The following is a 20,879-nucleotide window of genomic DNA, read 5'->3' on the forward strand; positions in this document are numbered from 1 at the left end:
GACCAAGACCCATGGCAGCTTTCGACTGGCGTAACCATTTCACTCCGTTCCTGGACTACCTCAATGGCGAGCACCAACAGGCCTGGGCCAGCGTGCTCACCGGCCAGCTGGTCAGCCGTTTTGAAGACAATCCCCACGGCGACATGGCCCGCTGGCAGGCCGCCCTTGACGCACTGCCATCGGTGACTGATGCCACCGTCGACCTCAACACCTCTGCGGTGTCGGTGTCAGGCCCAGAGCCTCTTTCTCCGGAGCAGGCGGAACGCCTTGAGCAGGGCCTGCGCGGCCTGATGCCCTGGCGCAAAGGCCCGTTCGAGTTTTTCGGCACCCACATTGATACCGAATGGCGTTCGGACTGGAAATGGGACCGTGTGGCCCCGCACCTGGCGGACCTGAACGGGCGCACTATCCTGGATGTGGGCTGCGGCTCCGGCTATCACTGCTGGCGTATGGCGGGGGCCGGGGCAAAACGGGTGGTGGGTATCGATCCGGGACTGCTGTTCATGTTTCAGTTCCTGGCGGTAAAGGGGTATCTGGACAACGTACCGGTCGACCTGCTTCCCGTGCGTATGGAAGATCTGCCGGAGAACCTGGAGCTGTTCGATACCACCTTCTCTATGGGCGTGCTGTATCACCGCCGCTCGCCGCTGGATCACCTGCTGGAGCTGAAAGGCACCCTGCGCCGGGGCGGCGAACTGGTGCTGGAAACATTGGTGGTGGACGGCCCGGGGGGCTACAGCCTGATGCCGGAAGACCGCTACGGGCAGATGCGCAATGTCTGGTTCCTGCCCAGCTGCCCCACCCTTCTGCGCTGGCTCGACCGCACCGGTTTCCGCAATGCCCGGGTGGTGGATGTCAGCGTTACCACCACCGAAGAACAGCGCAGTACCGACTGGATGCGTTTCAACTCCCTGAAAGACTTCCTGGACCCCGCCAACCCCTCGAAAACCATTGAAGGCTACCCGGGGCCGAAGCGGGCAACCATTATCGCTGAAAAGCCCTGAAGCCTGCCCTGAGACGAAAAAACCGCCTGAAGCTCTCGCTGCAGGCGGTTTTTTTTCTCCTGGGCCTTATTCCCCGAAAGGATGGCGCAGGGTAATGGTCTCGATGCGGTCCGGACCGGTCGAGATGATGTCGATCGGCGCCTCAATCTGCTCTTCCAGGAAGCGGATATACGCCTTGGCGTTCTCCGGCAGCTGGTCGACGCTGGTCAGGCCCACGGTGCTTTCGCTCCAGCCCGGCAGCTCTTCGTAGACAGGCTCGATATCGGCGTAGTTATCGCAGCCGATGGGCGGACGGGCAATCTCGCCGTTCGGTGTTTTGTAACCCACGCACACCTTCACGGTCTCCAGGCCGTCCAGAACGTCCAGCTTGGTCAGGCAGATGCCGGATACACTGTTGATCTGGATCGCATGGCGCAGGGCCACGGCGTCAAACCAGCCACAGCGGCGGGAGCGACCCGTGGTGGTGCCCACTTCGTTACCCTTCACGGCCAGGTGCTCGCCCATGGCATCAAACAGCTCGGTGGGGAACGGACCGGAGCCCACGCGGGTGGTGTAGGCCTTGGTAATACCGAGTACGTAGTCCAGGTAAAGCGGGCCAAAACCGGAACCGGTGGCGGTGCCGCCGGCGGTGGTGTTGGACGATGTGACATACGGGTAGGTACCCAGGTCGATATCCAGGAGGGAGCCCTGGGCACCTTCAAACAGGATATGCTCGCCGCGCTTGCGGTAGTCGTGCAGGATGTCGGTTACGTCAGCAGACATAGGCAGGATTTCCTCCGCCATCTGCATCAGCTCTTCCAGGGCCGCATCGATATCTTCGGCCTCTTCCTTGAAGTACTCGGTCAGCACGAAGTTGTGGTAAGACATGATCTCGCGCAGCTTGGCTTCAAAGTCGGCCTTGTTGCACAGATCGCCGACACGTACGCCGCGACGGGACACCTTGTCTTCGTAGGCAGGGCCGATACCACGACCGGTGGTGCCGATCTTGTCGTTACCCTTGGCGCGCTCGCGGGCCTGGTCGATACGAACGTGGGTACGCAGGATAACCGGACACGCCAGGCTGATCTTCAGGCGATCGCGAACCTGTACACCGTTGGCTTCCAGCTCACGGACTTCCTTGAGCAGGGCTTCCGGCGACAGAACCACACCGTTACCGATCAGGCACTGGACGTCCTTACGCAGAATACCGGACGGAATCAGGTGCAACGCGGTCTTCTTGCCATCGATTACCAGGGTATGACCGGCGTTATGGCCACCCTGGAACCGTACAACGGCAGACACCTTGTCTGTCAGAAGGTCGACAATCTTGCCCTTGCCTTCATCACCCCACTGGGTGCCCAGCACAACTACATTTTTACCCATGATTCTCTCTCACATCAGGCAGCCCGGAGGCAGGCGCCTTGCAAATTTACGCGAAAATATCATCAAGCACCGGGCGATGTCTCAGCCCAGAGCTTCCAGAATCCACTGGCCGTCACGCTTGACCAGTTGCCGGTCGCAGCCCTTTGAGGCCGGATCGGTGTGTGCATCTTCAGGCAGTGCCCGAATTACGGTGTCGGTTGCCCGAAGCGCGGCGACCGCCTGCTCGAGGGCAGGATCGGCATCTGCCGGTGCCCAGACAGAGCCCGGACGCTGCACAGAGCGCTGCCCCAGGGCCACCAGTGCCCGGATATCCAGGCTGAAGCCGGTCGCCGGGCGGGCACGGCCGAAATCGCTGCCGATGGCGTCGTAGCGACCACCCTTGGCAACCGAGTCGCCATGGCCGGGCACATAGGCGGCAAATACCAGACCGGTGTGATAGTTGTAACCGCGAAGCTCGCAGAAATCGAAGCCAAGGCTCACTTCCGGATAGTCCCTCTGCAGCATGTCTGCCACCCGGGACAACTGGTCCAGGGCAGCATCCAGCGCATCGGAAGCACCACCCAGAATACTGCGGGCCTCATCCAGCGCTTCCACGCCACCGTTTACCCGCGCCAGCTTGCGCAGGCGCGCACCGGCTGAGCCTTCGGCACAATCGCCCAACAGTTCATCCAGTTCAGGCACTGACTTGCGCGCCATGGCATCAAACACCGAGGCTTCGGTGTCTTTGTCAAAGCCGGCCGCAGAGATCAGGCTTTCGTAGATGGAAACATGGGCAAGGTCCAGGTGCACCCGGGGCAGGCCAGCCACCCGGAGGGCCTCCAGCATCAGGCTGATAACTTCCAGGTCTGCAGATTCAGAGGCACTGCCAAACAGTTCGCAACCGGCCTGGATCGGCGTACGGCCGGTCAGCATGTGACGCGGGCGGGTATGCAGAACATGGCCGGCATAGCACAGGCGGGTAATACCGTCCTGGCCCAGGGTATGGGCATCAATGCGGGCGGCCTGGGGAGTCATATCTGCGCGCACACCCATCATCCGGCCAGTCAGTTGGTCGGTAAGCTTGAAGGTTTGCAGTTCCAGGTCGTGTCCGGTGCCTGTAAACAGGGACTCGAGATATTCGATCAGCGGGGGAATTACCAGTTGGTAGCCCCAACGCTGGCAGGTGTCCATTACTTCCCGGCGCAGGGATTCGATCTGTCCGGCCAGCGGTGGAAGAATATCTTCGACACCATCTGGCAGTAACCAGCGATCAGATACAGTCATGAGATTCGGTTGTCCGTTTTTCCCTTTCCGGCCACGTGCCGGGGGAATGACTCAGGGTTCAGGATGAGCGGGCCAAAAATACCCGCACAAAACCGCCAGAATTCTACACCCTTGGCAGACACAAAAAAACCGGAATACCTGAGTATTCCGGTTTTCAGTGCCTGCTGGCCGATCAGTTGGCGCCGGCAGGGTCCTTCAGGAACTTCATGAAGTTGCTGTCAGAATCGATGACCATGATGTCATCTTTGCCGGCGAAGGTGTTCTGGTACGCCTGCAAGCTACGGTAAAAGCTGTAGAATTCCTCGTCAGCACCGTAGGAGTCCGCGTAGATCCGGGCGGCTTCACCGTCACCCTCACCGCGGGTTTCCTCAGCTTCGGCAAAGGCCGTTGCCAGGATAACGGTTTGCTGACGGTCCGCATCGGCACGGATACCTTCAGCCAGCTCCTGGCCCCGGGAACGGAATTCCTGGGCCAGCTTCTGGCGCTCGGTCGCCATCCGGCGATACACGTTCTCGCTGACGGAGCCCGGCAGTTCGATGGCCTTGACCCGGATATCCAGGATTTCGATACCGAATTCTGTAATGGCCGTTTCGTTGGCACGGTCCCGCAGGGTGTGCATCAGCTCATCACGCTGGCCGGATACCACCTCGTGCATGGTGCGGATACCGAACTCGTCACGCAGGCCGTTGTCCACGCGGGACAGGATCAGCGTCTGGGCACGGAACTCGTCACCACCGGTAGCCCGGTAGAACTGGTCTACGTCACGGATTTTCCAGGCCACGTAGGAGTCCACATCCAGGGGCTTCTTCTCCACCGTCAGGTACTGGCGGGAGGGAAGGTCCATGGTCAGCACCCGGATATCGAACTCACGGATCTGGTCGATCACCGGCACCTTGAAATGGATACCTGCCTGGATGTTGGTTTCCACCAACTCACCGAAACGCAGTTTCACGCCCCGATGGGTTTCGGGAATGATATACACGCTGGACAGCACGAGCAGGACAACAATAAGGGCGCCTGCAAGACCCACTACACCTTTAGGTCCCATGGCTTATCTGCTCCTCCGGATGTTGGTGTCCTGACGGGTACGCAGTTCCTGCAGTACCTGGTCGGTCAGTGTCTGGATATCAAGCTGCTGGTTACCGGAACCGGAATTACCGGAACTGTTCGCCGGCAGGCGACCCTGAGTCAGACGATCCAGGGGCAGGTACATCATGTTGCCGCTGCTTTCGGTGTCGACAAAGATCTTGCTGCTGTTACCCAGAACCTGTTCCAGGGCCTGGATGTACATACGCTCACGGGTAACCGCCGGGGCGTTTTCATACACGGCAAGCAACTGGTTGAAACGCGCGGTTTCACCACGGGCCCGCTCGATCACCTCTTCCTTGTAGGCGCTGGCTTCTTCAATCATGCGCTGGGCCTGGCCCCGGGCTTCCGGAACAATCTTGTTACGGTAGGTTTCCGCTTCTTCCTTCAGGCGCTGCTCGTCTTCACGGGCACGCTGAACTTCACGGAAGGCGTCCTGCACCGGTCCCGGAGGCTGGGTGCTTTCCACGTTGACACGAACGATCTCAAGACCCGCGCCATAGTCACGCAGGAAGCTCTGCAACCGCTGTTCAACCCGCACAGCCAGCTCGGCACGGCCTTCGGTCAGTACGTCATCCAGGGATGAACTACCCACTTCATGGCGCAGGGCACTGTCGGTGGCAAAGGCCAGGGCCTGGTTGGAATCCCGGATGTTCAGCACGTAGGCCTTGGCATCACCAACCCGGTACTGGACCTGAAGGTCCACAGTCACCAGGTTCTCGTCCTGGGTCAGCATCTGGCCGGAGGACTGGGCAGTACGTACGTTCGTTACCCGCACCTTGTACACGTTATCAATCAACGGCACCTTGAAGCGCAAGCCCGGATTCTCGGTACGGCTGTATTCACCGAAACGCAGCACAACGGCGCGCTCCTGTTCGTCTACGGTGTAGAACGACTGGTACATCACGTAACCGACAACCAGGATCGCTGCGATGGCCAGGATGGCACCAAAGCCACCACTGCTACCGCCCGAGCTGCTGCCGTTGTTGCCGGAGCCAGAGCCGCCTTTGCCGCCCAGCATCCGGTTGAGTTTGTCGAGGCCCTTTTTCAGCGCTTCGTCGAGGTCTGGCGGACCCTGATCATTGCCGCGACGACCACCGGTCCCCCAGGGATCGTTGTCGTTGCGGTTTCCACCCGGTTCGTTCCAGGCCATAGTTCTCTCCGTTCGTGTTTTATCGAATGGCTGCAAATACTAGGGATTTATCCTGCCCCCGGCAATAGCCGGGTGGATTCAGGCGATCCGCTGCTCAAGGCGTATGGCGTCTTCACGCACCCCTGCCCGGCTCAGCAGTTGCTGCCAGTCCCGGTTCTGCAATCTTACTTCTACTACCGATTCACCGGTGTCCCGATGCTCCTCACTCAGCACCGAGCCGGCTTCGTGCAGCAATGCCCGAAGCTTGCCATCGGCCGGCCCGAGCACAACAAAGTGATGCACGACGTCTTCTGCGAGCCGCTCGACAATGGCATCGAACAGCAAGTCCAGACCAGCGCCGGTGACCGCCGATACCCAGGCCCGCACCGGAATACCTTCTTCGTTACGGTCTACCCTGGGCTCGAAATCTTCCAACAGGTCAATCTTGTTGAACACCTGCAACTGGGGAATCTCATCGGCGCCGATTTCTGCCAGCACTTCTTCGACCTGCTCGATGTTTTCATCACGACGATCGTCATGACAATCGATCACATGCAGCAGGGTCGTCGCCTGGATGGTTTCTTCCAGCGTCGCGCGGAAGGCTTCCACCAGCTTATGGGGCAAGTGCCGGATGAAGCCCACCGTGTCCGCCACTACGACCGGCCCTATGTCCGGAAGTTCCAGCCGGCGCAGGGTTGGGTCCAGGGTTGCGAACAACTGGTCTGCAGCATATACGCTGGAAGTTGTAATCCGGTTGAACAGGGTGGATTTACCGGCATTGGTATAGCCCACCAGGGACAGGGTCGGGATATCTGCCCGCTTCCGGGCACGGCGGCCCTGGTCCCGCTGTTTACGCACCTTCTCCAGGCGTTTGTGAATGGATTTGATGCGTTCACGTAGCAGCCGGCGGTCGGTTTCGAGCTGGGTTTCACCCGGGCCGCGCAGGCCGATACCGCCCTTCTGGCGTTCCAGGTGGGTCCAGCCCCGTACCAGCCGGGTCGACATATGCTCGAGCTGGGCCAGTTCTACCTGCAGCTTACCTTCGTGGGTGCGGGCACGCTGGGCAAAGATATCCAGGATGACCCCGGTACGGTCCAGTACCCGGCACTGCAACTCCCGTTCGATGTTGCGCTCCTGGCTGGGGCTCAGGGCGTGGTTAAACAGCACCACGTCAGCCTCGCTGGCGACAACCGCATCACGGATCTCCTCCAGCTTGCCCTCCCCTACGAACAGCCGGGGGCTGGGCTGCTTTCGCGTTCCGGTTACGCTGGCAACCGGCTCAACGCCGGCCGAGGTAACCAGTTCCCGGAACTCGCCCGGGTCTTCAGTGTCTTCGTGGGCGGTAAAATCGATGTGGACGAGAACCGCCCGTTCTCCGACGTCAGGACGTTCAAACAAGATTCGGTCTACTCCATAAAAACAAACACCCGCGGCCACTCCAGCTCAAGGGCTGTCCTGGAACGCGGGTGTTAAAACCGGAAACTCCGGAGGTATCAGTCTTCAGACTCTTCCTCTCCTGCCACGGTCGCTTGCGGCAGACGCACATTGCGGGCCGGTACCACGGTAGAAATAGCGTGCTTGTAAACCATCTGGCTGACAGTGTTCTTCAGCAGGATTACGAACTGGTCAAAGGATTCGATCTGGCCCTGCAGCTTGATGCCGTTTACCAGAAAGATAGAAACCGGAATGCGTTCCTTGCGCAGAGCGTTGAGGTAAGGGTCTTGTAAGGAATGCCCTTTTGACATGTTTATTCTCCTGTTTATAGGTAAGTGCAGATCGTCATTTTTCAGAATTAAATGTGGTGGGTAGTCCGGACTTTTTCAAGGTTTCCAGCACCACTTGCGGATCACCGCTGTTCAGCCAGTGCAAATCCGGCCATTTTCGCAGCCAGGTAAGCTGGCGCTTTGCCAGCTGGCGGGTAGCCGCTACGCCCCGGTTTACAAAGGTTTCGTAGTTACAATCGCCAGCCAGGTATTCCCATGCCTGTCGATAGCCCACGCAACGCATGGACGGCAGCTCCGGGTTCAGGTCTCCCCGGGCCATCAGGCGCCGGACTTCTTCCAGAAAACCGGACTCCAGCATCAGCAGGAAACGTTTTTCGATTCTCTCGTGAAGAACCTTGCGCTCCTCGGGGGCCAGAGCAAACTGGAAAACAGTATACGGCAGGTCGCCGGTTTCGTCTGCCTGCCACTTGGTGAAATACGTGTAATCCTCAATACCGGACCGCTGTTGCTGTGCAGAAGTTCCCGACTCTGCCTGCCAGAGTTCAGAAATCGGCCGGCCGGTCAGGCGAATCACCTCGATGGCACGCATCAGGCGCTGGCGATTATTGGGATGGATCAGCTCAGCCGCCACCGGATCCTTTGCCGAAAGCTCATCATGCAGGTGCTGCCAGCCAAGGGATTCGGCTTCCTGCTCGATTTGCCGGCGCAACTCCGGGCTGGCAGAGGGTAAGCCTGACATGCCGTGCAGCAAGGCCTTGAAGTACATCATGGTGCCGCCCACCAGCAGCGGTATTCGCCCGCGGCGGGTTATATCGGCCATTTCTGCCAGTGCATCCCGGCGAAAGTCGGCCGCCGAGTAGGTATCGGCCGGGTCGCAAATATCAATCAGGCGGTGTGGTGCCCGGGCCAGCTCTTCAGCGCTCGGCTTGGCGGTGCCGATATCCATGCCACGGTAGATCATGGCGGAATCGACACTGATAATCTCGCAGGGCAGCCGGTCACACAGGGCCATGGCCAGGTCGGTTTTACCAGAGGCGGTGGGCCCCATCAGAAAAATGGCCGGAGGCAATGGCTGTCCGGCACCGGCAGAAGGCTGCGTCATGGCGATCAGCGCCCCCTGAGGAACAGCTTGTCCAGCTCGGACAGGGTCACCAGGGTCCAGGTAGGCCGTCCGTGGTTACACTGGCCGCTGCGTTCGGTGGCTTCCATGTCCCGCAGCAGGGAATTCATTTCAGGGATGGTCAACTGCCGGTTGGCCCGCACCGAACCATGGCAAGCCATGGTGCCCAACAATTCGTGGGTGACGGCTTCTACCCGGTCACTCTGGCCATGCTCGATCAGGTCGGCCAGTACATCCCGCACCAGCTGTTCGGTATCGGCACCGCGCAGCAGCGCCGGAATCTGCCGAACCGCCAGGGTTTCCGGCCCGATGCGTTCAATCTGCAGGCCCAAGTGCTGCAATTCTTCCCCATGGGTTTCCGCCAGCGCCGCTTCCTTCTGGCTGACGGCAAGGGACAGGGGCACCAGCAACGGCTGGCTTTTCAGGTCCTGCTCCACCAGCGCACGCTTCATACGCTCGTAGGTAATGCGTTCATGGGCGGCGTGCATATCCACCACGATCATCCCTGCCCGGCTCTGGGCGAGGATATAGATACCGTGCAGCTGGGCAATGGCGTAACCCAGCGGCGGTTCTTCCTCGCCATCCTGTGGCGGCGTTGGCATGGGCTGCGGTGTAAAGCCTTCAGACCGGGATGCGGTGGCCACACCACCGCCTTCGTTCAGGGAATTATAGAAAGCCATCTGGTCGCTGGCTTTCCATTCCTGCTGTGGCTGCGGGCCTCCGGCCTGTCCGAAATGTCCGTTAAAAGCAGAGGGCTGCCCGGATATCTGGTGCGACTGCGGCTGGAATGCCGGAGCGTCGGTACCCGCACCAGCAGCAGCCTCCGGCTCGCGCCCGAACGATTGCGCTACGGCGCCCCGCAGGTGATCATCCGGGCGTACATCGGCCAGTGCCCGGTGCAGGGTACGGAAAATAAAATCGTGCACCAGCCGGCCATCCCGGAAGCGAACTTCATGCTTGGTGGGGTGCACATTCACATCCACCGTGGCCGGGTCCACTTCCAGGTACAGCACGAAGGCCGGGTGACGGTTGTTGTAGAGTACATCCCGGTAGGCCTGGCGCACGGCGTGGGCCACCAGCTTGTCGCGAATAACCCGGCCGTTGACGAAAAAATACTGAAGATCCGCCTGGGAGCGGGAGAACGTTGGCAGCGCCACCCAGCCCCATAACCGCAGGCCACTGGCCTCGGCATCGATCACCACGGCGTTGTCGATAAACTGCTGGCCGCACAGGGAACTGATGCGCCGTTCTTTATCCAGTGGCGATTCCGCCGGTCTCAGGCTCTGCACTACCCGCTGGTTGTGGCGCAGGGTAAAGCCGGCATCGAAACGGCTCAGGGCCTGCCGGCGAATGCATTCTTCCACGTGGTTGAATTCGGTTTTCTCGGTGCGCAGGAATTTGCGCCGGGCCGGGGTGTTGAAGAACAGGTCCCGCACTTCCACCGTGGTGCCCACCGGATGGGCGGCCGGCGAGATTTTCGCGTCCATATCCCGGCCTTCCACTTCCACCCGGGAAGCGGCTTCCTGCGTCTCGGTTCGGGAAGTCAGGGACAGGCGGGATACCGAGCTGATACTGGCCAGGGCTTCACCCCGAAAGCCGAGGGTACCCACCGCTTCGAGGTCGTCCAGGGTCAGGATCTTGCTGGTGGCGTGGCGGCTCAGGGCTAGGGGCAGGTCCGCTTCGTCGATACCGGAACCGTCATCACGAACCCGGATCAGCTTGACCCCGCCCTGCTCGATCTCGATATCTACCCGGCCGGCCCCTGCATCCAGGGCATTCTCTACCAGCTCTTTAACTACGGATGCAGGGCGCTCCACCACCTCGCCGGCGGCTATCTGGTTGGCAAGCCGGGGCGAGAGCAATTGGATGTGGGGCATAACCGGGAACTACCTCTTGATCAGGATGAGGGAATACGAATGGTTTGCCCTACCATAACACGATCATCGCTCATGCCGTTAAAGCGCATGAGCTCACTGACGGTGGTCTGATTCTGCCGGGCCACGCCCGACAGGGTATCGCCACGGCGAATCCGGTACTGACTCACTTCCGGGCTACCCTTGTTCTGTTTTTGCCAGGCCAACAGGGTGCCTGGCGGCGGCGTGCGCCGGAAGTATTCATGAATACCATCCATGATCGCGCTCGCCAGCTTGTCGCGGTACCACTGGCTGGCCAGGTTCTTTTCTTCCTTGGGGTTGGAAATAAAGCCGGCCTCGACCAGGATCGAGGGGATATCCGGGGATTTCAGCACCACAAAGGCCGCCTGCTCCACCCCGGGCTTGTGCAGCTTGGCCACGTTGCCCAGCCGGCCCAGAACCGAACTACCGACACCGAGGCTGGCATTGATGCTGGCTGTCATGGACAGATCCAGCAGTACACCGGCCAGCATTTCGTCCCGACCTTCCAGCGAAAGGCCTCCGGCACCGCCGATCAGGTCCGAACTGTTTTCACTCTGGGCCAGCCACCGTGCCGTTTCACTGGTGGCGCCGCGCTGGGACAGCGCAAACACCGAGGCTCCACTGGGTTGCGGTGTGCGGAAGGCATCCGCATGCACCGACACAAACAGGTCGGCGTTATATTTGCGGGCCAGGATGGTGCGGTTGCGCAGGCCGATGTAGTAATCCCCGGTGCGGGTCAGTTTGGCGGTAAAGCCCGGCTGCTTGTTAACCAGGTCTGCCAGGGTTTTCGCCATCCTCAGAACGACGTCTTTCTCACGGGTGCCCCGGGGGCCGGTGGCGCCGGGGTCTTCGCCACCGTGGCCGGCATCAATCACCACGATGATATCCCGCTTGCCTGCAGAATCCTGGGTGACGGTGGGGCTGGTAGCCCGCTCTATGCGGCTACCTTTCTCGTCGATCAGGTCAACCACCAGCCGGTGTCCGTATTGCTGGTTGGGCTCCAGGGCAAAGCTTCGCGGTTTGATATCACTGGCAAGATCCAGCACTACGCGCAGGTCGTTGCCATTTCGCCGCGCGCTGCGGATGCGGCGAATCGGGCTGCCTTCCAGGTCCACCTTGCTGAAGTCGGTTTTCAGGGAAACATTTTTCAGATCGATGACCAGCCGGGACGGGGCAGACAACGAAAACACGTTGTGCTCCACTGCACCGGCGGTGTCCAGCACCAGGCGGGTGTGATCCGGTGCCGGCCAGATACGCACACCTTCCACCTGAGCAGCGGCGCTGGCCAGGCTTGCAGTCATCATCAACAAGAACCCCAGTACAACTCTCATGATTCCGGCCCAATTAACTCAATTTCGTTCAGCAGTCTGGCGCCCAGTTCCGAACGTGCCCTGAGCACGACCGAACGCCCCTCGCCTTCCCGTTCCAGGTGAATCTCGATATCCGGGTCCGGCAATATGCCTTCGCCGCGCTCCGGCCATTCGATCAGGCGGAAACTGCGGCTGGCGAAGTAATCCCGGATACCCATGTATTCCAGTTCTTCAGGATCGCCCAGCCGGTACAGGTCGAAGTGGTAAACCGGCGGTTCCAGGTCTTCATAGGGCTCCACCAGCGTATAGGTGGGGCTTTTAACCGCGCCTTCATGGCCCAGGGCACGAATCACACCGCGGCTCAGGGTGGTTTTCCCCATACCCAGGTCGCCATCCAGAAACACCGTCAGCCCCTGCTCCGAGGCCTGGGCCAGCCGGGCCAGCTCGGAGCCCAGCTTCACAGTTTCGGCCTCGCCTTCGAGAAACAACCGGCGTTCGTTGCCAAAAATACTCATCGCGCCTCCCGGTCGTCATGGAATGGCATGGTTTCAGTTTGCTTCAATACCGACGGCAAGGCATCCAGGACATCGGCCGGCACCAGGGACTTGTAGCCAACCCGTTCCGATGCCAGGTCTGCCGCTGCCAGGTGGGCAGAGGCCGCCGCAACCGTGGCCCGGGTAAAATCCTCCAGCTGGCCAAGAAACGCTCCGATCATGCCGGACAACACATCCCCCATGCCTCCGGTCGCCATACCGGGATTGCCCCCGGCTACCACAAACGGCGTGTTGGACCCGTCGGTAATCACGGTTCCTGCGCCTTTGAGCAAAACGATACCACCCCAAAGCTTCTGAATCCGTGTGGCCGCTCTCAGACGGTCTGCTTCAATCTCGGCCACGCTGCATTCCAGTAGCCGTGCCGCCTCTCCCGGATGCGGGGTCAGTACACGGTTGTCTGCCGTTGCCACCGCACGGGCAGCCATCAGGTTCAGGGCGTCGGCATCCAGCACCTGCGGTTTCCCGCTGTCGAGAACCTGCTGCAACATCTGCTGGCCCCAGGCCGAGCGGCCAATGCCCGGGCCACACACTACAATGTCTGCCTGCTGCAACAGCGGCGCCAGTTCCGACCCATGAATCAGGCCATGGCACATGACATTCGGACACCGGGCCAGGGCCGCAGTTACATGCTCAGGCCGGGTAGCCAGGCTGACCAGCCCCGCGCCGGAACGGGCCGCCGCCTCTGCCGCCATGATGCCGGCGCCACCAAAGCCACGATCACCCGCCACCACCAACACATGGCCAAACTGCCCTTTGTGGGCATTCAGCGGCCGCTCAGGAAACCAATCCCGGCACCGGGCCCAGGACTGCAAACTTGCCAGCGGCTGGCCGGCATAGCCTTGCAGCTGCTCTTGCACGCCCAGGGATTCAAACACTACCCGCCCGCAAACACCGGCACCTGCACCGGTAAACAGCCCGGCCTTGGCGCCGATAAACGTGACCGTAACCGTGGCACGAACCACCTCGCCTTCAGCCGCACCCGTCGTAGCATTCAGGCCGGAAGGCAAATCCACTGCCAGCACCGGCACCCGGGCCTGGTTTAATGCCTGGATAATGCCGGCAAACGGTTCCCGGGGAGCACCCGCCACACCGGTACCCAACATGGCATCCACCACCACGCCTGCAGCGGCAAGCCGTCGGGCCAGGTCACCTTCCGGCAACCCGGCGAAATCAGCCACTGCAACACCGGCCTGTTCGGCAGCCTTGAAGGCCTTGAGAGCATCTCCCGACAGCTTGCCCGCCGGGCTGACCGACACACACTGCACAGGAATCCCCTGCTTATGGGCATTCAGGGCGATCAGGTAACCATCGCCGCCATTATTGCCAGCCCCGCACAGCACCAGAATCGATGCAGGAGACGGCCAGTGCCGGAGCAGTTGGCGAAACGCTCCCCTGGCCGCGGACTGCATCAACTCAAAGCCATCAACACCCTGCTGATCAATAAGATACCGATCCATCGCTCGAACCGAGTCGGCGGAGTACAGGGCTTCTGGTAGACTGTCCGCGTAGCGCATGGGGCATCCCGTTAAAGAAACCGGTTTAAGAAAATTGGCCAGATACCTGTTAAGCATAGCAAAACAGGAAAAAAGGTCATAACTTAATCAAATTAAATCTCTGCAGGCTTCAAAGGCCGACGTTGCGATCATGACCAGCCAGCCCGAGACCACTGAAAATCACCCTTCCGGCACCGAACTGACCACCCTGCCGGAGCAAATCCGGCAGTGGGCAAGGGATCTCGGCTTTGCCGATGCTGGCATTACCCTGGCCGACACCGGCCCCCATGCCGAACGCCTGCAACGCTGGCTGGCCGCCGGTTACCACGGCGACATGGCCTACATGGCCGACCACGGCGACAAACGCTACACCCCGGACTCCCTGGTACCCGGCACCCTACGGGTCATCTCCGTGCGCATGGACTACCTGCCCTCGCCCGACAACCCGAAACAAGCGCTTACTAACCGGGAAACCGCCTACATCACCCGCTACGCCCTGGGGCGCGACTACCACAAGCTGATGCGCAAACGCCTGGCAACCCTGGCCAAAAAGATCGATGAAGCCGTCAGCGGCTACGACTACCGGGCCTTTGTGGACAGTGCCCCGGTTCTTGAGCGGGGGCTGGCGCAACGGGCCGGACTTGGCTGGATCGGCAAGAACAACATGCTGATTCACCCGAAAGCCGGCTCTTACTTTTTCCTCGGTGAAATCTTCACCAGCGCACCGCTGCCGGTGGATGAGCCCTTCGAGAAACAGCACTGCGGCTCCTGCTCCGCCTGCCTGGAAGTGTGCCCGACCGATGCCTTTGTTGGCGCTCACTTACTGGATGCCCGCCGCTGCATCAGCTACCTGACCATTGAACTGAAAGGCCCGATCCCGGAAGAGCTGCGCTCGAAAATGGGCAACCGGGTATTCGGCTGCGACGATTGCCAGCTGGTATGCCCCTGGAACAAATTCAGCAAGCCCACCCGGGAAGACGACTTCCAGCCCAGACACGGCCTGGACAACACCAACCTGGCCGAGTTGTTCCTGTGGACGGAAGAGCAGTTTCTGAAAAACACCGAAGGCTCTGCTATACGCAGAACCGGCTACGAGAACTGGCTGCGCAACCTGGCGGTAGGACTGGGCAATGCCCCGAGCACCATTCCGGTGATCGAGGCACTGAAGCAACGGGCGGACCACCCGTCAGAACTGGTGCGGGAGCACGTTACCTGGGCGTTGCGCCGGCACGGCCTTACAGCTTGAAGAAGTGCTCGCGGTAGTGGCGCAGTTCCTCGATGGAATCGCGGATATCGTCCAGCGCCAGGTGGCTGCCTTTCTTCTTCACACCATCCAGCACATCCGGCCGCCAGCGGCGAGCCAGCTCCTTGATGGTTGAGACGTCCAGGTTCCGGTAGTGGAAGAAAGCTTCCAGTTCCGGCATGTACTTCACCAGGAACCGGCGATCCTGGCCGATGCTGTTGCCACACAGGGGCGATTCGCCGGCGGACAGATACTGCTTCAGGAACGCCAGGGTCTCCTGCTCGGCTTCTGCCTCGCTGGTTTTGCTGTCCTTCACCCGCTGGGTCAGGCCGCTGGCGCCGTGGGTGTTGGTGCACCATTCGTCCATAGCCTCCAGCAGGCTGTCAGGCTGGTGAATGGCAATCACCGGGCCTTCGGCCACCAGGTTCAGTTCCGAATCGGTAATAATCGTGGCCATCTCGATGATCCGTTCTTGCTCCGGATCCAGGCCGGTCATTTCCAGGTCTATCCACACTAAACGGTTGTGGTCGGGCATTCTTTTTTTCCTATGCGGTTTAGTTTGGGAGCTGGTGCAGGTGTGGTTGTGCTTTCCGGAAACCGCTCCTTGCGGCACATCCATGTGGCGCTTCTGCTCCGCCATCCATGGCTCCGCACATTTCCGGAAAGCACAACCACACCTGCACTTCGGGCTACATTGCTGGCCGCGTGTTGAGCTGAAACCCACGCCGTGGTTAGTGGTGCTGGCCGGGGACACCTTTCCGGGAGTGTCTGAAGCCAAGGATGGCTTCAGTCAAGCGCACAGGGACGTGCTCGTAGCGTCTCCCGGAAAGGTGTCCCCGGCCAGCACCTGCACCCAGGTCAGAGTCCAGACAGACATGCGCCAAACATCAGAAACTCTGCCTATTGTCCATGATTCACGTATCATGTGTCACACCACTTCCCCGGAACATTTAAGAGCCGATGGCCAAGAGAAAACTGAATAAACGCCAGCAGTGGCGCATCGAGAAAATCCAGAAAGAACGCACCGAGCGCATGGCCCGTAAGGAAAAAGCCGTGGAGGCTCAGGCCGAGGCCGGGGAATTGGGGCCGGAGCAGGAAGGGCTGGTGATTGCCCACTACGGGCAGCAACTGGATATCGAGGCGCTGGAAGGCGAAGACACCGGGCAGGTGTTCCGGTGTTTTGTCCGGGCCAATATCGACAGCCTGGTAACAGGCGACCGGGTGGTCTGGCGGCCCGGGAAGAGTGAAACCGGGGTGATTGTGGCCAGGTGCGAGCGGGACAACCTGCTGCAACGGCCGGATAATTTCGGGGCGCTGAAGCCGGTGGCGGCGAATATTGACCACATTATCCTGGTGATCGCCCCCGAGCCCGAGCCCCATGACAACCTGATTGACCGCTACCTGGTGGCTTCGGAAAGCACCGATATTCCGGCGGTGATCCTGCTGAACAAGACCGACCTGATTAATGATCGTAACCGGGAGCAGATCGAAACCCTGCTGGCCCGCTACGAAGCCTTGGGCTACCAGGTTGAACGCACGTCGGCTGCGGCCTGCGAGGGCGAAGCGGCGCCGGAGGTCGAGGCGCTGGTGCGGGGCAAGACCAGTGTGTTTGTGGGGCAGTCCGGTGTGGGCAAGTCGTCGATCATCCAGACCCTGCTGCCGGATGAACTGTTGCGGGTGGGCGCGGTCTCAGAGAGTACCGGTAAAGGTGTGCACACCACCACGACCGCCAAGCTGTTTCACCTGCCCGGCGGCGGTGACCTGATTGATTCTCCGGGTATCCGGGAGTTTGGCTTGTGGCATATGACACCCCAGGAGCTGGAGTACGGGTTCCGGGAAATCCGGCCACTGATCGGCCTGTGCAAGTTCCGTAACTGCCGGCACATGGGCGATCCGGGCTGCGCCCTTGAAAGGGCGGCTGCGGAGGGGGAGATTTCCACCGAGCGACTGAAGAGTTTCCACCGGATTCTGCAAGACATGGCCGAACAACAGGCCCGCGGCCTGAAGCTGCCCTGACCGTGACCTCAACAACCCTTATGGCACGAATTCATTTCTATTCGGCGGCTGCGTTTTGCTAAACTTCGCCGCTTTCCCGAGGTAAGAGACTTTCCGGATGCTTGATAAACTGTTTGTCCTGAGCCAGTACGTAACGCCGCAACTGGCGGTTTCCCGCCTGGCTGGCCGTTTTGCCGACAGCGACAAATCACCCGCACTTAAAAACCGCTTCACCCGCTGGTTTATCAATCGCTATGGCGTGGATATGAGCGAGGCGGCCGAGTCCAACCCCGAGGCCTACGCCACCTTCAACGAGTTTTTTACCCGGGCCCTGAAGCCCGGCATCCGGCCGGTCGCAGACGCTGCCGATACCTTTGTCAGCCCGGTAGACGGCGCCATCAGCCAGATCGGCCAAGTCGGCGACGACCGGGTGTTCCAGGCCAAGGGCCAGTCTTTCAGCCTGACCGAACTGCTCGGTGGTGACGAGGAACGGGCAAAGCCTTTTGCCGAAGGTGAGTTCTCCACCATTTACCTGTCACCGAAAGACTACCACCGGGTGCACATGCCGCTGGCCGGCACTCTTCGGGAAATGGTCTACGTGCCGGGCAAGCTGTTCTCCGTTAATCCGGTAACCGCGGAAAACGTACCCAACCTGTTCGCCCGCAACGAGCGGGTGGCCTGTATCTTTGATACCGAAGCCGGCCCCATGGCACTGGTTCTGGTCGGCGCCATGATTGTCGGCAGTGTAGAAACCACCTGGGGCGGTGTGATTGCACCCAACCTCCATAAGGTATCCCGCTGGCAGTACCAGGGTGACGACGCCGTCAGCTTCGAGAAAGGCGAGGAAATGGGTCGGTTCCGGCTGGGCTCTACCGTGGTGCTGGTGATGCCCAGGGGTTCCATGAAGTGGAAGCCAAACCAGGTGCCCGGCAAAACCGTGCGCATGGGCGAAGCCTTCGGCACCTTGCGCGCCTCAAAAGCCTGACCAGGGCGGCGGGCTCAGGCCCGCTCGACCGGAAATGCCAGCACCTCTTCGATGCTGGCTGCTCCCACCTTCAGCATTAACAACCGATCCAGGCCCACCGCAACCCCGGAAGACTCCGGCAAGCCGGCATCCAGCGCATCAAGAAACGCCTGGTCGACCGCCATTTCCGGTTTTCCTGCCGCCCGGCGCTGGCGGTTATCCGCCTCGAATCGTTGCCGCTGTTCCTGCGGGTCGGTCAATTCCCAGTAGCCGTTACACAGCTCCAGGCCATTGATATAAAGCTCGAACCGGTGGGCAACGGCAAAGCCGTCGTCATCGGATACCCTGGCGAGAGCTGCCTGCGAGGCCGGATAACGGGTCAGGAATACCGGGGCATCTACGCCCAGCTTCGGCTCCACCACAAAGCTCATCACCAGGTCCAGGCAGGCATCCCGCCCCATGCCGGCCAGCTGCTCCGGCTCCAGCCATTGTTCGCAATAGCGGGCCAGGTCCCGATCGCTCACTGTCATCGGATCAAAACCGGCATAGGCCTGCACCGCATCCCGGTAGGCAAGTACCAGGGGGCGCTTGCAACCGAGCCAGCCGCAAACCAGGTCCGCCACCTCGGCCATCAGCTGCCGGTCGTCAAAACCTTCCCGGTACCACTCCAGCATCGAGAATTCCGGGTTGTGGCGGCGCCCGCGCTCGCCATTCCGGAACACCCGGGCAACCTGGAAAATAGAGCCGGAACCGGCCGCCAGCAGCCGTTTCATATGGTATTCGGGGGAAGTCTGCAGCCAGCCGGACGTGATGCCGGCCGCATTGAGCGAAGCCGGGATGCCGTCCAGGTTCACATCGGTTACGCCATGGCGGCCAAGCACCGGGGTTTCCACCTCCAGCACTTGCCGTTGTGCAAAAAAGCCGCGCACGTATGCCAGTAGCTGTGCGCGGCTTTTCAGAACATCCCGCGAGGCAGTAGGCTGCCAGACAGGTTTGTCAGTCATGGGCAGGGATCAGCTGCTCTTGACGCGGTTCACGTATTCACCGGAGCGGGTGTCTACTTTCAGCACCTCACCAATGGTGATGAACAGGGGCACGTTCACCACGGCGCCGGTAGACAGGGTTGCCGGCTTGGAGCCACCCTGGGCTGTGTCGCCCTTCATGCCCGGATCGGTATCCACCACTTCCAGTTCCACAAAGTTAGGCGGCGTAACAGACAGCGGCGCACCGTTGTACAGGGTCACCGTGTATACGTCCTGCTCTTTCAGCCATTTCACGGTATCGCCTACCGCCTTGGCATCGGCAGCGAACTGCTCGAAGGAGCCGTCAGTCAGCATAAAGTGCCAGAACTCCCCGTCGGTATACAGGTATTCCATGTCCTGCTCGACTACGTCGGCCGCTTCCAGGGATTCGCCGGACTTGAACGTACGTTCCCAGACCCGGTTGGTCATCAGGTTGCGCAGTTTTACACGGTTGAATGCCTGGCCCTTGCCCGGCTTGACGAATTCGTTCTCAAGCATGATACAAGGGTCGCCATCCAGCAAAACCTTGAGACCGCTACGAAATTCGTTGGTAGAATATGAAGCCATGAAATGTCCACCTGACAGACTGTCGTTAAATTTTCAAAGGTCGCTATGATACAGCGAACCCCCTCCCCTATAGAAGCCCATGATTTGACAGAAGCCCGTGATTTGAGCCAACCCGCGTCCCGCACACAGAACATTGCCCCGAAGCAGGATTCCGGCTCCTCGTGGCAGCAGATCCTGAGCCAGTCTGTCACCCGGCCGGAACAGCTGCTGGAGCGCCTTGGGTTACCGGTCGAGCGTTGGCTGGGCGGCGCACAGGCGGGCCATACGCTGTTCCCGATAAGGGTTCCGGAACCCTTTATCGAGCGAATGCAGCCGGGCAACCCGGACGACCCGTTGCTGCGGCAGGTACTGCCCCTGCTGGAAGAAACCGCCGAGCAACCGGGCTTCGTTCGCGACCCGCTGCAGGAAGACAGCGCCATCCAGACCACCGGGCTGATCCGGAAATACCGCAGCCGTGCCCTGCTGATGGTGACCGGCCAGTGCGCGATCAACTGCCGCTACTGCTTCCGCCGCCACTTCCCCTATGGCTCCCAGAAGATTGGCCCGGATGACCGCCGGCAGGTTATCGACACCCTGCAACAGAGCCCCGAGATCAACGAGATTATCTTCAGCGGTGGCGACCCCCTGGCCGTCAACGACCAGCTGCTGGCCAGCTGGGCACAACAACTGGATACCGTGCCGCACCTGCGCCGGCTGAGAATCCACTCAAGGCTGCCGGTGGTGATCCCTCAACGGGTCAACGACCAGCTGCTGGACTGGCTGTCGAACACACGACTGCAAACCGTGCTGGTGGTGCATATCAACCATCCGGCAGAAATCGATGACGCCACCCGGGAGGCCTTCCGGAAACTGAAAGCCGCCGATGTCACCCTGCTCAACCAGAGCGTTATTCTGCGTGGCGTGAACGATTCAGTGGCAACCCTGGCGCAGCTGAGCGAGTCCCTGTTCGAGGCCGGCGTACTACCCTACTACCTGCACGCCTTCGACCAGGTCGCCGGCGCCCACCATTTCGATGTCAGTGATGAAAGGGCTGCAACACTGGTGCGGGAACTCATGGAGCAACTCCCGGGATTCCTGGTGCCAAAGCTGGTTCGGGAGCTGCCCGGAGAGGCCAGCAAGACCCCGATTCCTGTCGGAGTTTGAGA

19 protein-coding genes are annotated in these 20,879 nt (G+C 60.6%); 5 read left to right on the plus strand and 14 right to left on the minus strand.

Annotation, left to right across the window (positions count from 1 at the left end):
• Positions 1-11 precede the first annotated feature (11 nt).
• Complete coding sequence (cmoB, locus tag AC13DJ_RS17180) at positions 12-1,004, plus strand: tRNA 5-methoxyuridine(34)/uridine 5-oxyacetic acid(34) synthase CmoB (RefSeq protein ID WP_476130234.1); 993 nt, start codon at positions 12-14, stop codon at positions 1,002-1,004.
• 66 nt (positions 1,005-1,070) lie between these two features.
• On the opposite strand, the gene AC13DJ_RS17185 is transcribed toward cmoB, so the two are convergent.
• From AC13DJ_RS17185 to AC13DJ_RS17235, 11 genes are all read right to left on the minus strand, one after another.
• Positions 1,071-2,366: an adenylosuccinate synthase gene (locus AC13DJ_RS17185; RefSeq protein ID WP_232901591.1), complete on the minus strand. Its 1,296-nt coding sequence runs from the start codon at positions 2,364-2,366 to the stop codon at positions 1,071-1,073.
• Positions 2,367-2,447: 81 nt separating this feature from the next.
• Positions 2,448-3,629, minus strand: coding sequence for an ATP phosphoribosyltransferase regulatory subunit (locus AC13DJ_RS17190; protein ID WP_022990697.1), 1,182 nt, complete (start codon positions 3,627-3,629; stop codon positions 2,448-2,450).
• Positions 3,630-3,801: 172 nt separating this feature from the next.
• Entirely contained in the window at positions 3,802-4,677 is an 876-nt protein-coding gene (gene hflC / locus AC13DJ_RS17195; RefSeq protein WP_288373419.1) for a protease modulator HflC, read from the minus strand.
• Positions 4,678-4,680: 3 nt separating this feature from the next.
• The gene (gene hflK, locus AC13DJ_RS17200; protein WP_289102365.1) at positions 4,681-5,868 is read right to left on the minus strand and encodes an FtsH protease activity modulator HflK; all 1,188 of its coding nucleotides are present in this window, start codon (positions 5,866-5,868) and stop codon (positions 4,681-4,683) included.
• A gap of 78 nt (positions 5,869-5,946) precedes the next feature.
• Positions 5,947-7,248: a ribosome rescue GTPase HflX gene (gene hflX, locus AC13DJ_RS17205; protein WP_482933961.1), complete on the minus strand. Its 1,302-nt coding sequence runs from the start codon at positions 7,246-7,248 to the stop codon at positions 5,947-5,949.
• 92 nt (positions 7,249-7,340) lie between these two features.
• The gene (hfq, locus tag AC13DJ_RS17210) at positions 7,341-7,592 is read right to left on the minus strand and encodes an RNA chaperone Hfq (protein WP_022990693.1); all 252 of its coding nucleotides are present in this window, start codon (positions 7,590-7,592) and stop codon (positions 7,341-7,343) included.
• A gap of 34 nt (positions 7,593-7,626) precedes the next feature.
• Positions 7,627-8,673, minus strand: coding sequence for a tRNA (adenosine(37)-N6)-dimethylallyltransferase MiaA (miaA, locus tag AC13DJ_RS17215; RefSeq protein ID WP_473802152.1), 1,047 nt, complete (start codon positions 8,671-8,673; stop codon positions 7,627-7,629).
• Positions 8,674-8,678: 5 nt separating this feature from the next.
• Entirely contained in the window at positions 8,679-10,568 is a 1,890-nt protein-coding gene (gene mutL / locus AC13DJ_RS17220; RefSeq protein WP_474539892.1) for a DNA mismatch repair endonuclease MutL, read from the minus strand.
• Positions 10,569-10,588: 20 nt separating this feature from the next.
• Entirely contained in the window at positions 10,589-11,917 is a 1,329-nt protein-coding gene (locus tag AC13DJ_RS17225) for an N-acetylmuramoyl-L-alanine amidase (RefSeq protein ID WP_473802154.1), read from the minus strand.
• A complete protein-coding gene (gene tsaE / locus AC13DJ_RS17230; protein WP_022990689.1) occupies positions 11,914-12,411 on the minus strand; it encodes a tRNA (adenosine(37)-N6)-threonylcarbamoyltransferase complex ATPase subunit type 1 TsaE in 498 nt (165 codons plus the stop codon). The genes AC13DJ_RS17225 and tsaE overlap by 4 nt, the downstream gene beginning before the upstream one ends.
• On the minus strand, positions 12,408-13,964 hold the full coding sequence (locus AC13DJ_RS17235; protein ID WP_474539894.1) for an NAD(P)H-hydrate dehydratase: 1,557 nt from the start codon (positions 13,962-13,964) through the stop codon (positions 12,408-12,410). Before AC13DJ_RS17235 ends, tsaE begins: the two co-directional genes overlap by 4 nt.
• 130 nt (positions 13,965-14,094) lie before the next feature.
• On the opposite strand from AC13DJ_RS17235, the gene queG reads away from it, so the two are divergent.
• Positions 14,095-15,189: a tRNA epoxyqueuosine(34) reductase QueG gene (gene queG / locus AC13DJ_RS17240; protein WP_474539895.1), complete on the plus strand. Its 1,095-nt coding sequence runs from the start codon at positions 14,095-14,097 to the stop codon at positions 15,187-15,189.
• On the opposite strand, the gene orn is transcribed toward queG, so the two are convergent.
• Positions 15,179-15,721 (minus strand): oligoribonuclease, encoded by a 543-nt coding sequence (orn, locus tag AC13DJ_RS17245; protein ID WP_474543681.1) that lies wholly within the window; start codon positions 15,719-15,721, stop codon positions 15,179-15,181. The genes queG and orn overlap by 11 nt on opposite strands.
• 425 nt (positions 15,722-16,146) lie before the next feature.
• On the opposite strand from orn, the gene rsgA reads away from it, so the two are divergent.
• Complete coding sequence (gene rsgA / locus AC13DJ_RS17250; protein WP_022989945.1) at positions 16,147-17,202, plus strand: small ribosomal subunit biogenesis GTPase RsgA; 1,056 nt, start codon at positions 16,147-16,149, stop codon at positions 17,200-17,202.
• A gap of 97 nt (positions 17,203-17,299) precedes the next feature.
• Positions 17,300-18,166 carry an archaetidylserine decarboxylase gene (gene asd / locus AC13DJ_RS17255; protein WP_474539897.1) on the plus strand — a complete coding sequence of 289 codons (867 nt, stop codon included), beginning with the start codon at positions 17,300-17,302 and terminating at the stop codon, positions 18,164-18,166.
• A 14-nt stretch (positions 18,167-18,180) separates the two neighbouring features.
• On the opposite strand, the gene epmA is transcribed toward asd, so the two are convergent.
• Positions 18,181-19,149, minus strand: coding sequence for an EF-P lysine aminoacylase EpmA (gene epmA / locus AC13DJ_RS17260; protein ID WP_476130244.1), 969 nt, complete (start codon positions 19,147-19,149; stop codon positions 18,181-18,183).
• Between the two features lie 9 nt (positions 19,150-19,158).
• Positions 19,159-19,734, minus strand: coding sequence for an elongation factor P (gene efp / locus AC13DJ_RS17265; protein ID WP_022989948.1), 576 nt, complete (start codon positions 19,732-19,734; stop codon positions 19,159-19,161).
• Between the two features lie 45 nt (positions 19,735-19,779).
• On the opposite strand from efp, the gene epmB reads away from it, so the two are divergent.
• The gene (gene epmB / locus AC13DJ_RS17270; protein ID WP_482933955.1) at positions 19,780-20,877 is read left to right on the plus strand and encodes an EF-P beta-lysylation protein EpmB; all 1,098 of its coding nucleotides are present in this window, start codon (positions 19,780-19,782) and stop codon (positions 20,875-20,877) included.
• Positions 20,878-20,879 lie beyond the last annotated feature (2 nt).

The organism is Marinobacter sp. L-46, from assembly GCF_056859535.1.

Coding starts and splice junctions, on each gene's coding strand:
- AC13DJ_RS17190 (WP_022990697.1), bottom strand. CDS start 3,629: ATGACTGTATCTGATCGCTGGTTACTGCCAGATGGTGTCGAAGATATT.
- miaA (WP_473802152.1), bottom strand. CDS start 8,673: ATGACGCAGCCTTCTGCCGGTGCCGGACAGCCATTGCCTCCGGCCATT.
- AC13DJ_RS17235 (WP_474539894.1), bottom strand. CDS start 13,964: ATGCGCTACGCGGACAGTCTACCAGAAGCCCTGTACTCCGCCGACTCG.
- AC13DJ_RS17225 (WP_473802154.1), bottom strand. CDS start 11,917: ATGAGAGTTGTACTGGGGTTCTTGTTGATGATGACTGCAAGCCTGGCC.
- queG (WP_474539895.1), top strand. CDS start 14,095: ATGACCAGCCAGCCCGAGACCACTGAAAATCACCCTTCCGGCACCGAA.
- cmoB (WP_476130234.1), top strand. CDS start 12: ATGGCAGCTTTCGACTGGCGTAACCATTTCACTCCGTTCCTGGACTAC.
- hflK (WP_289102365.1), bottom strand. CDS start 5,868: ATGGCCTGGAACGAACCGGGTGGAAACCGCAACGACAACGATCCCTGG.
- mutL (WP_474539892.1), bottom strand. CDS start 10,568: ATGCCCCACATCCAATTGCTCTCGCCCCGGCTTGCCAACCAGATAGCC.
- hfq (WP_022990693.1), bottom strand. CDS start 7,592: ATGTCAAAAGGGCATTCCTTACAAGACCCTTACCTCAACGCTCTGCGC.
- hflC (WP_288373419.1), bottom strand. CDS start 4,677: ATGGGACCTAAAGGTGTAGTGGGTCTTGCAGGCGCCCTTATTGTTGTC.
- rsgA (WP_022989945.1), top strand. CDS start 16,147: ATGGCCAAGAGAAAACTGAATAAACGCCAGCAGTGGCGCATCGAGAAA.
- orn (WP_474543681.1), bottom strand. CDS start 15,721: ATGCCCGACCACAACCGTTTAGTGTGGATAGACCTGGAAATGACCGGC.
- AC13DJ_RS17185 (WP_232901591.1), bottom strand. CDS start 2,366: ATGGGTAAAAATGTAGTTGTGCTGGGCACCCAGTGGGGTGATGAAGGC.
- tsaE (WP_022990689.1), bottom strand. CDS start 12,411: ATGAGTATTTTTGGCAACGAACGCCGGTTGTTTCTCGAAGGCGAGGCC.
- efp (WP_022989948.1), bottom strand. CDS start 19,734: ATGGCTTCATATTCTACCAACGAATTTCGTAGCGGTCTCAAGGTTTTG.
- epmB (WP_482933955.1), top strand. CDS start 19,780: ATGATACAGCGAACCCCCTCCCCTATAGAAGCCCATGATTTGACAGAA.
- asd (WP_474539897.1), top strand. CDS start 17,300: ATGCTTGATAAACTGTTTGTCCTGAGCCAGTACGTAACGCCGCAACTG.
- epmA (WP_476130244.1), bottom strand. CDS start 19,149: ATGACTGACAAACCTGTCTGGCAGCCTACTGCCTCGCGGGATGTTCTG.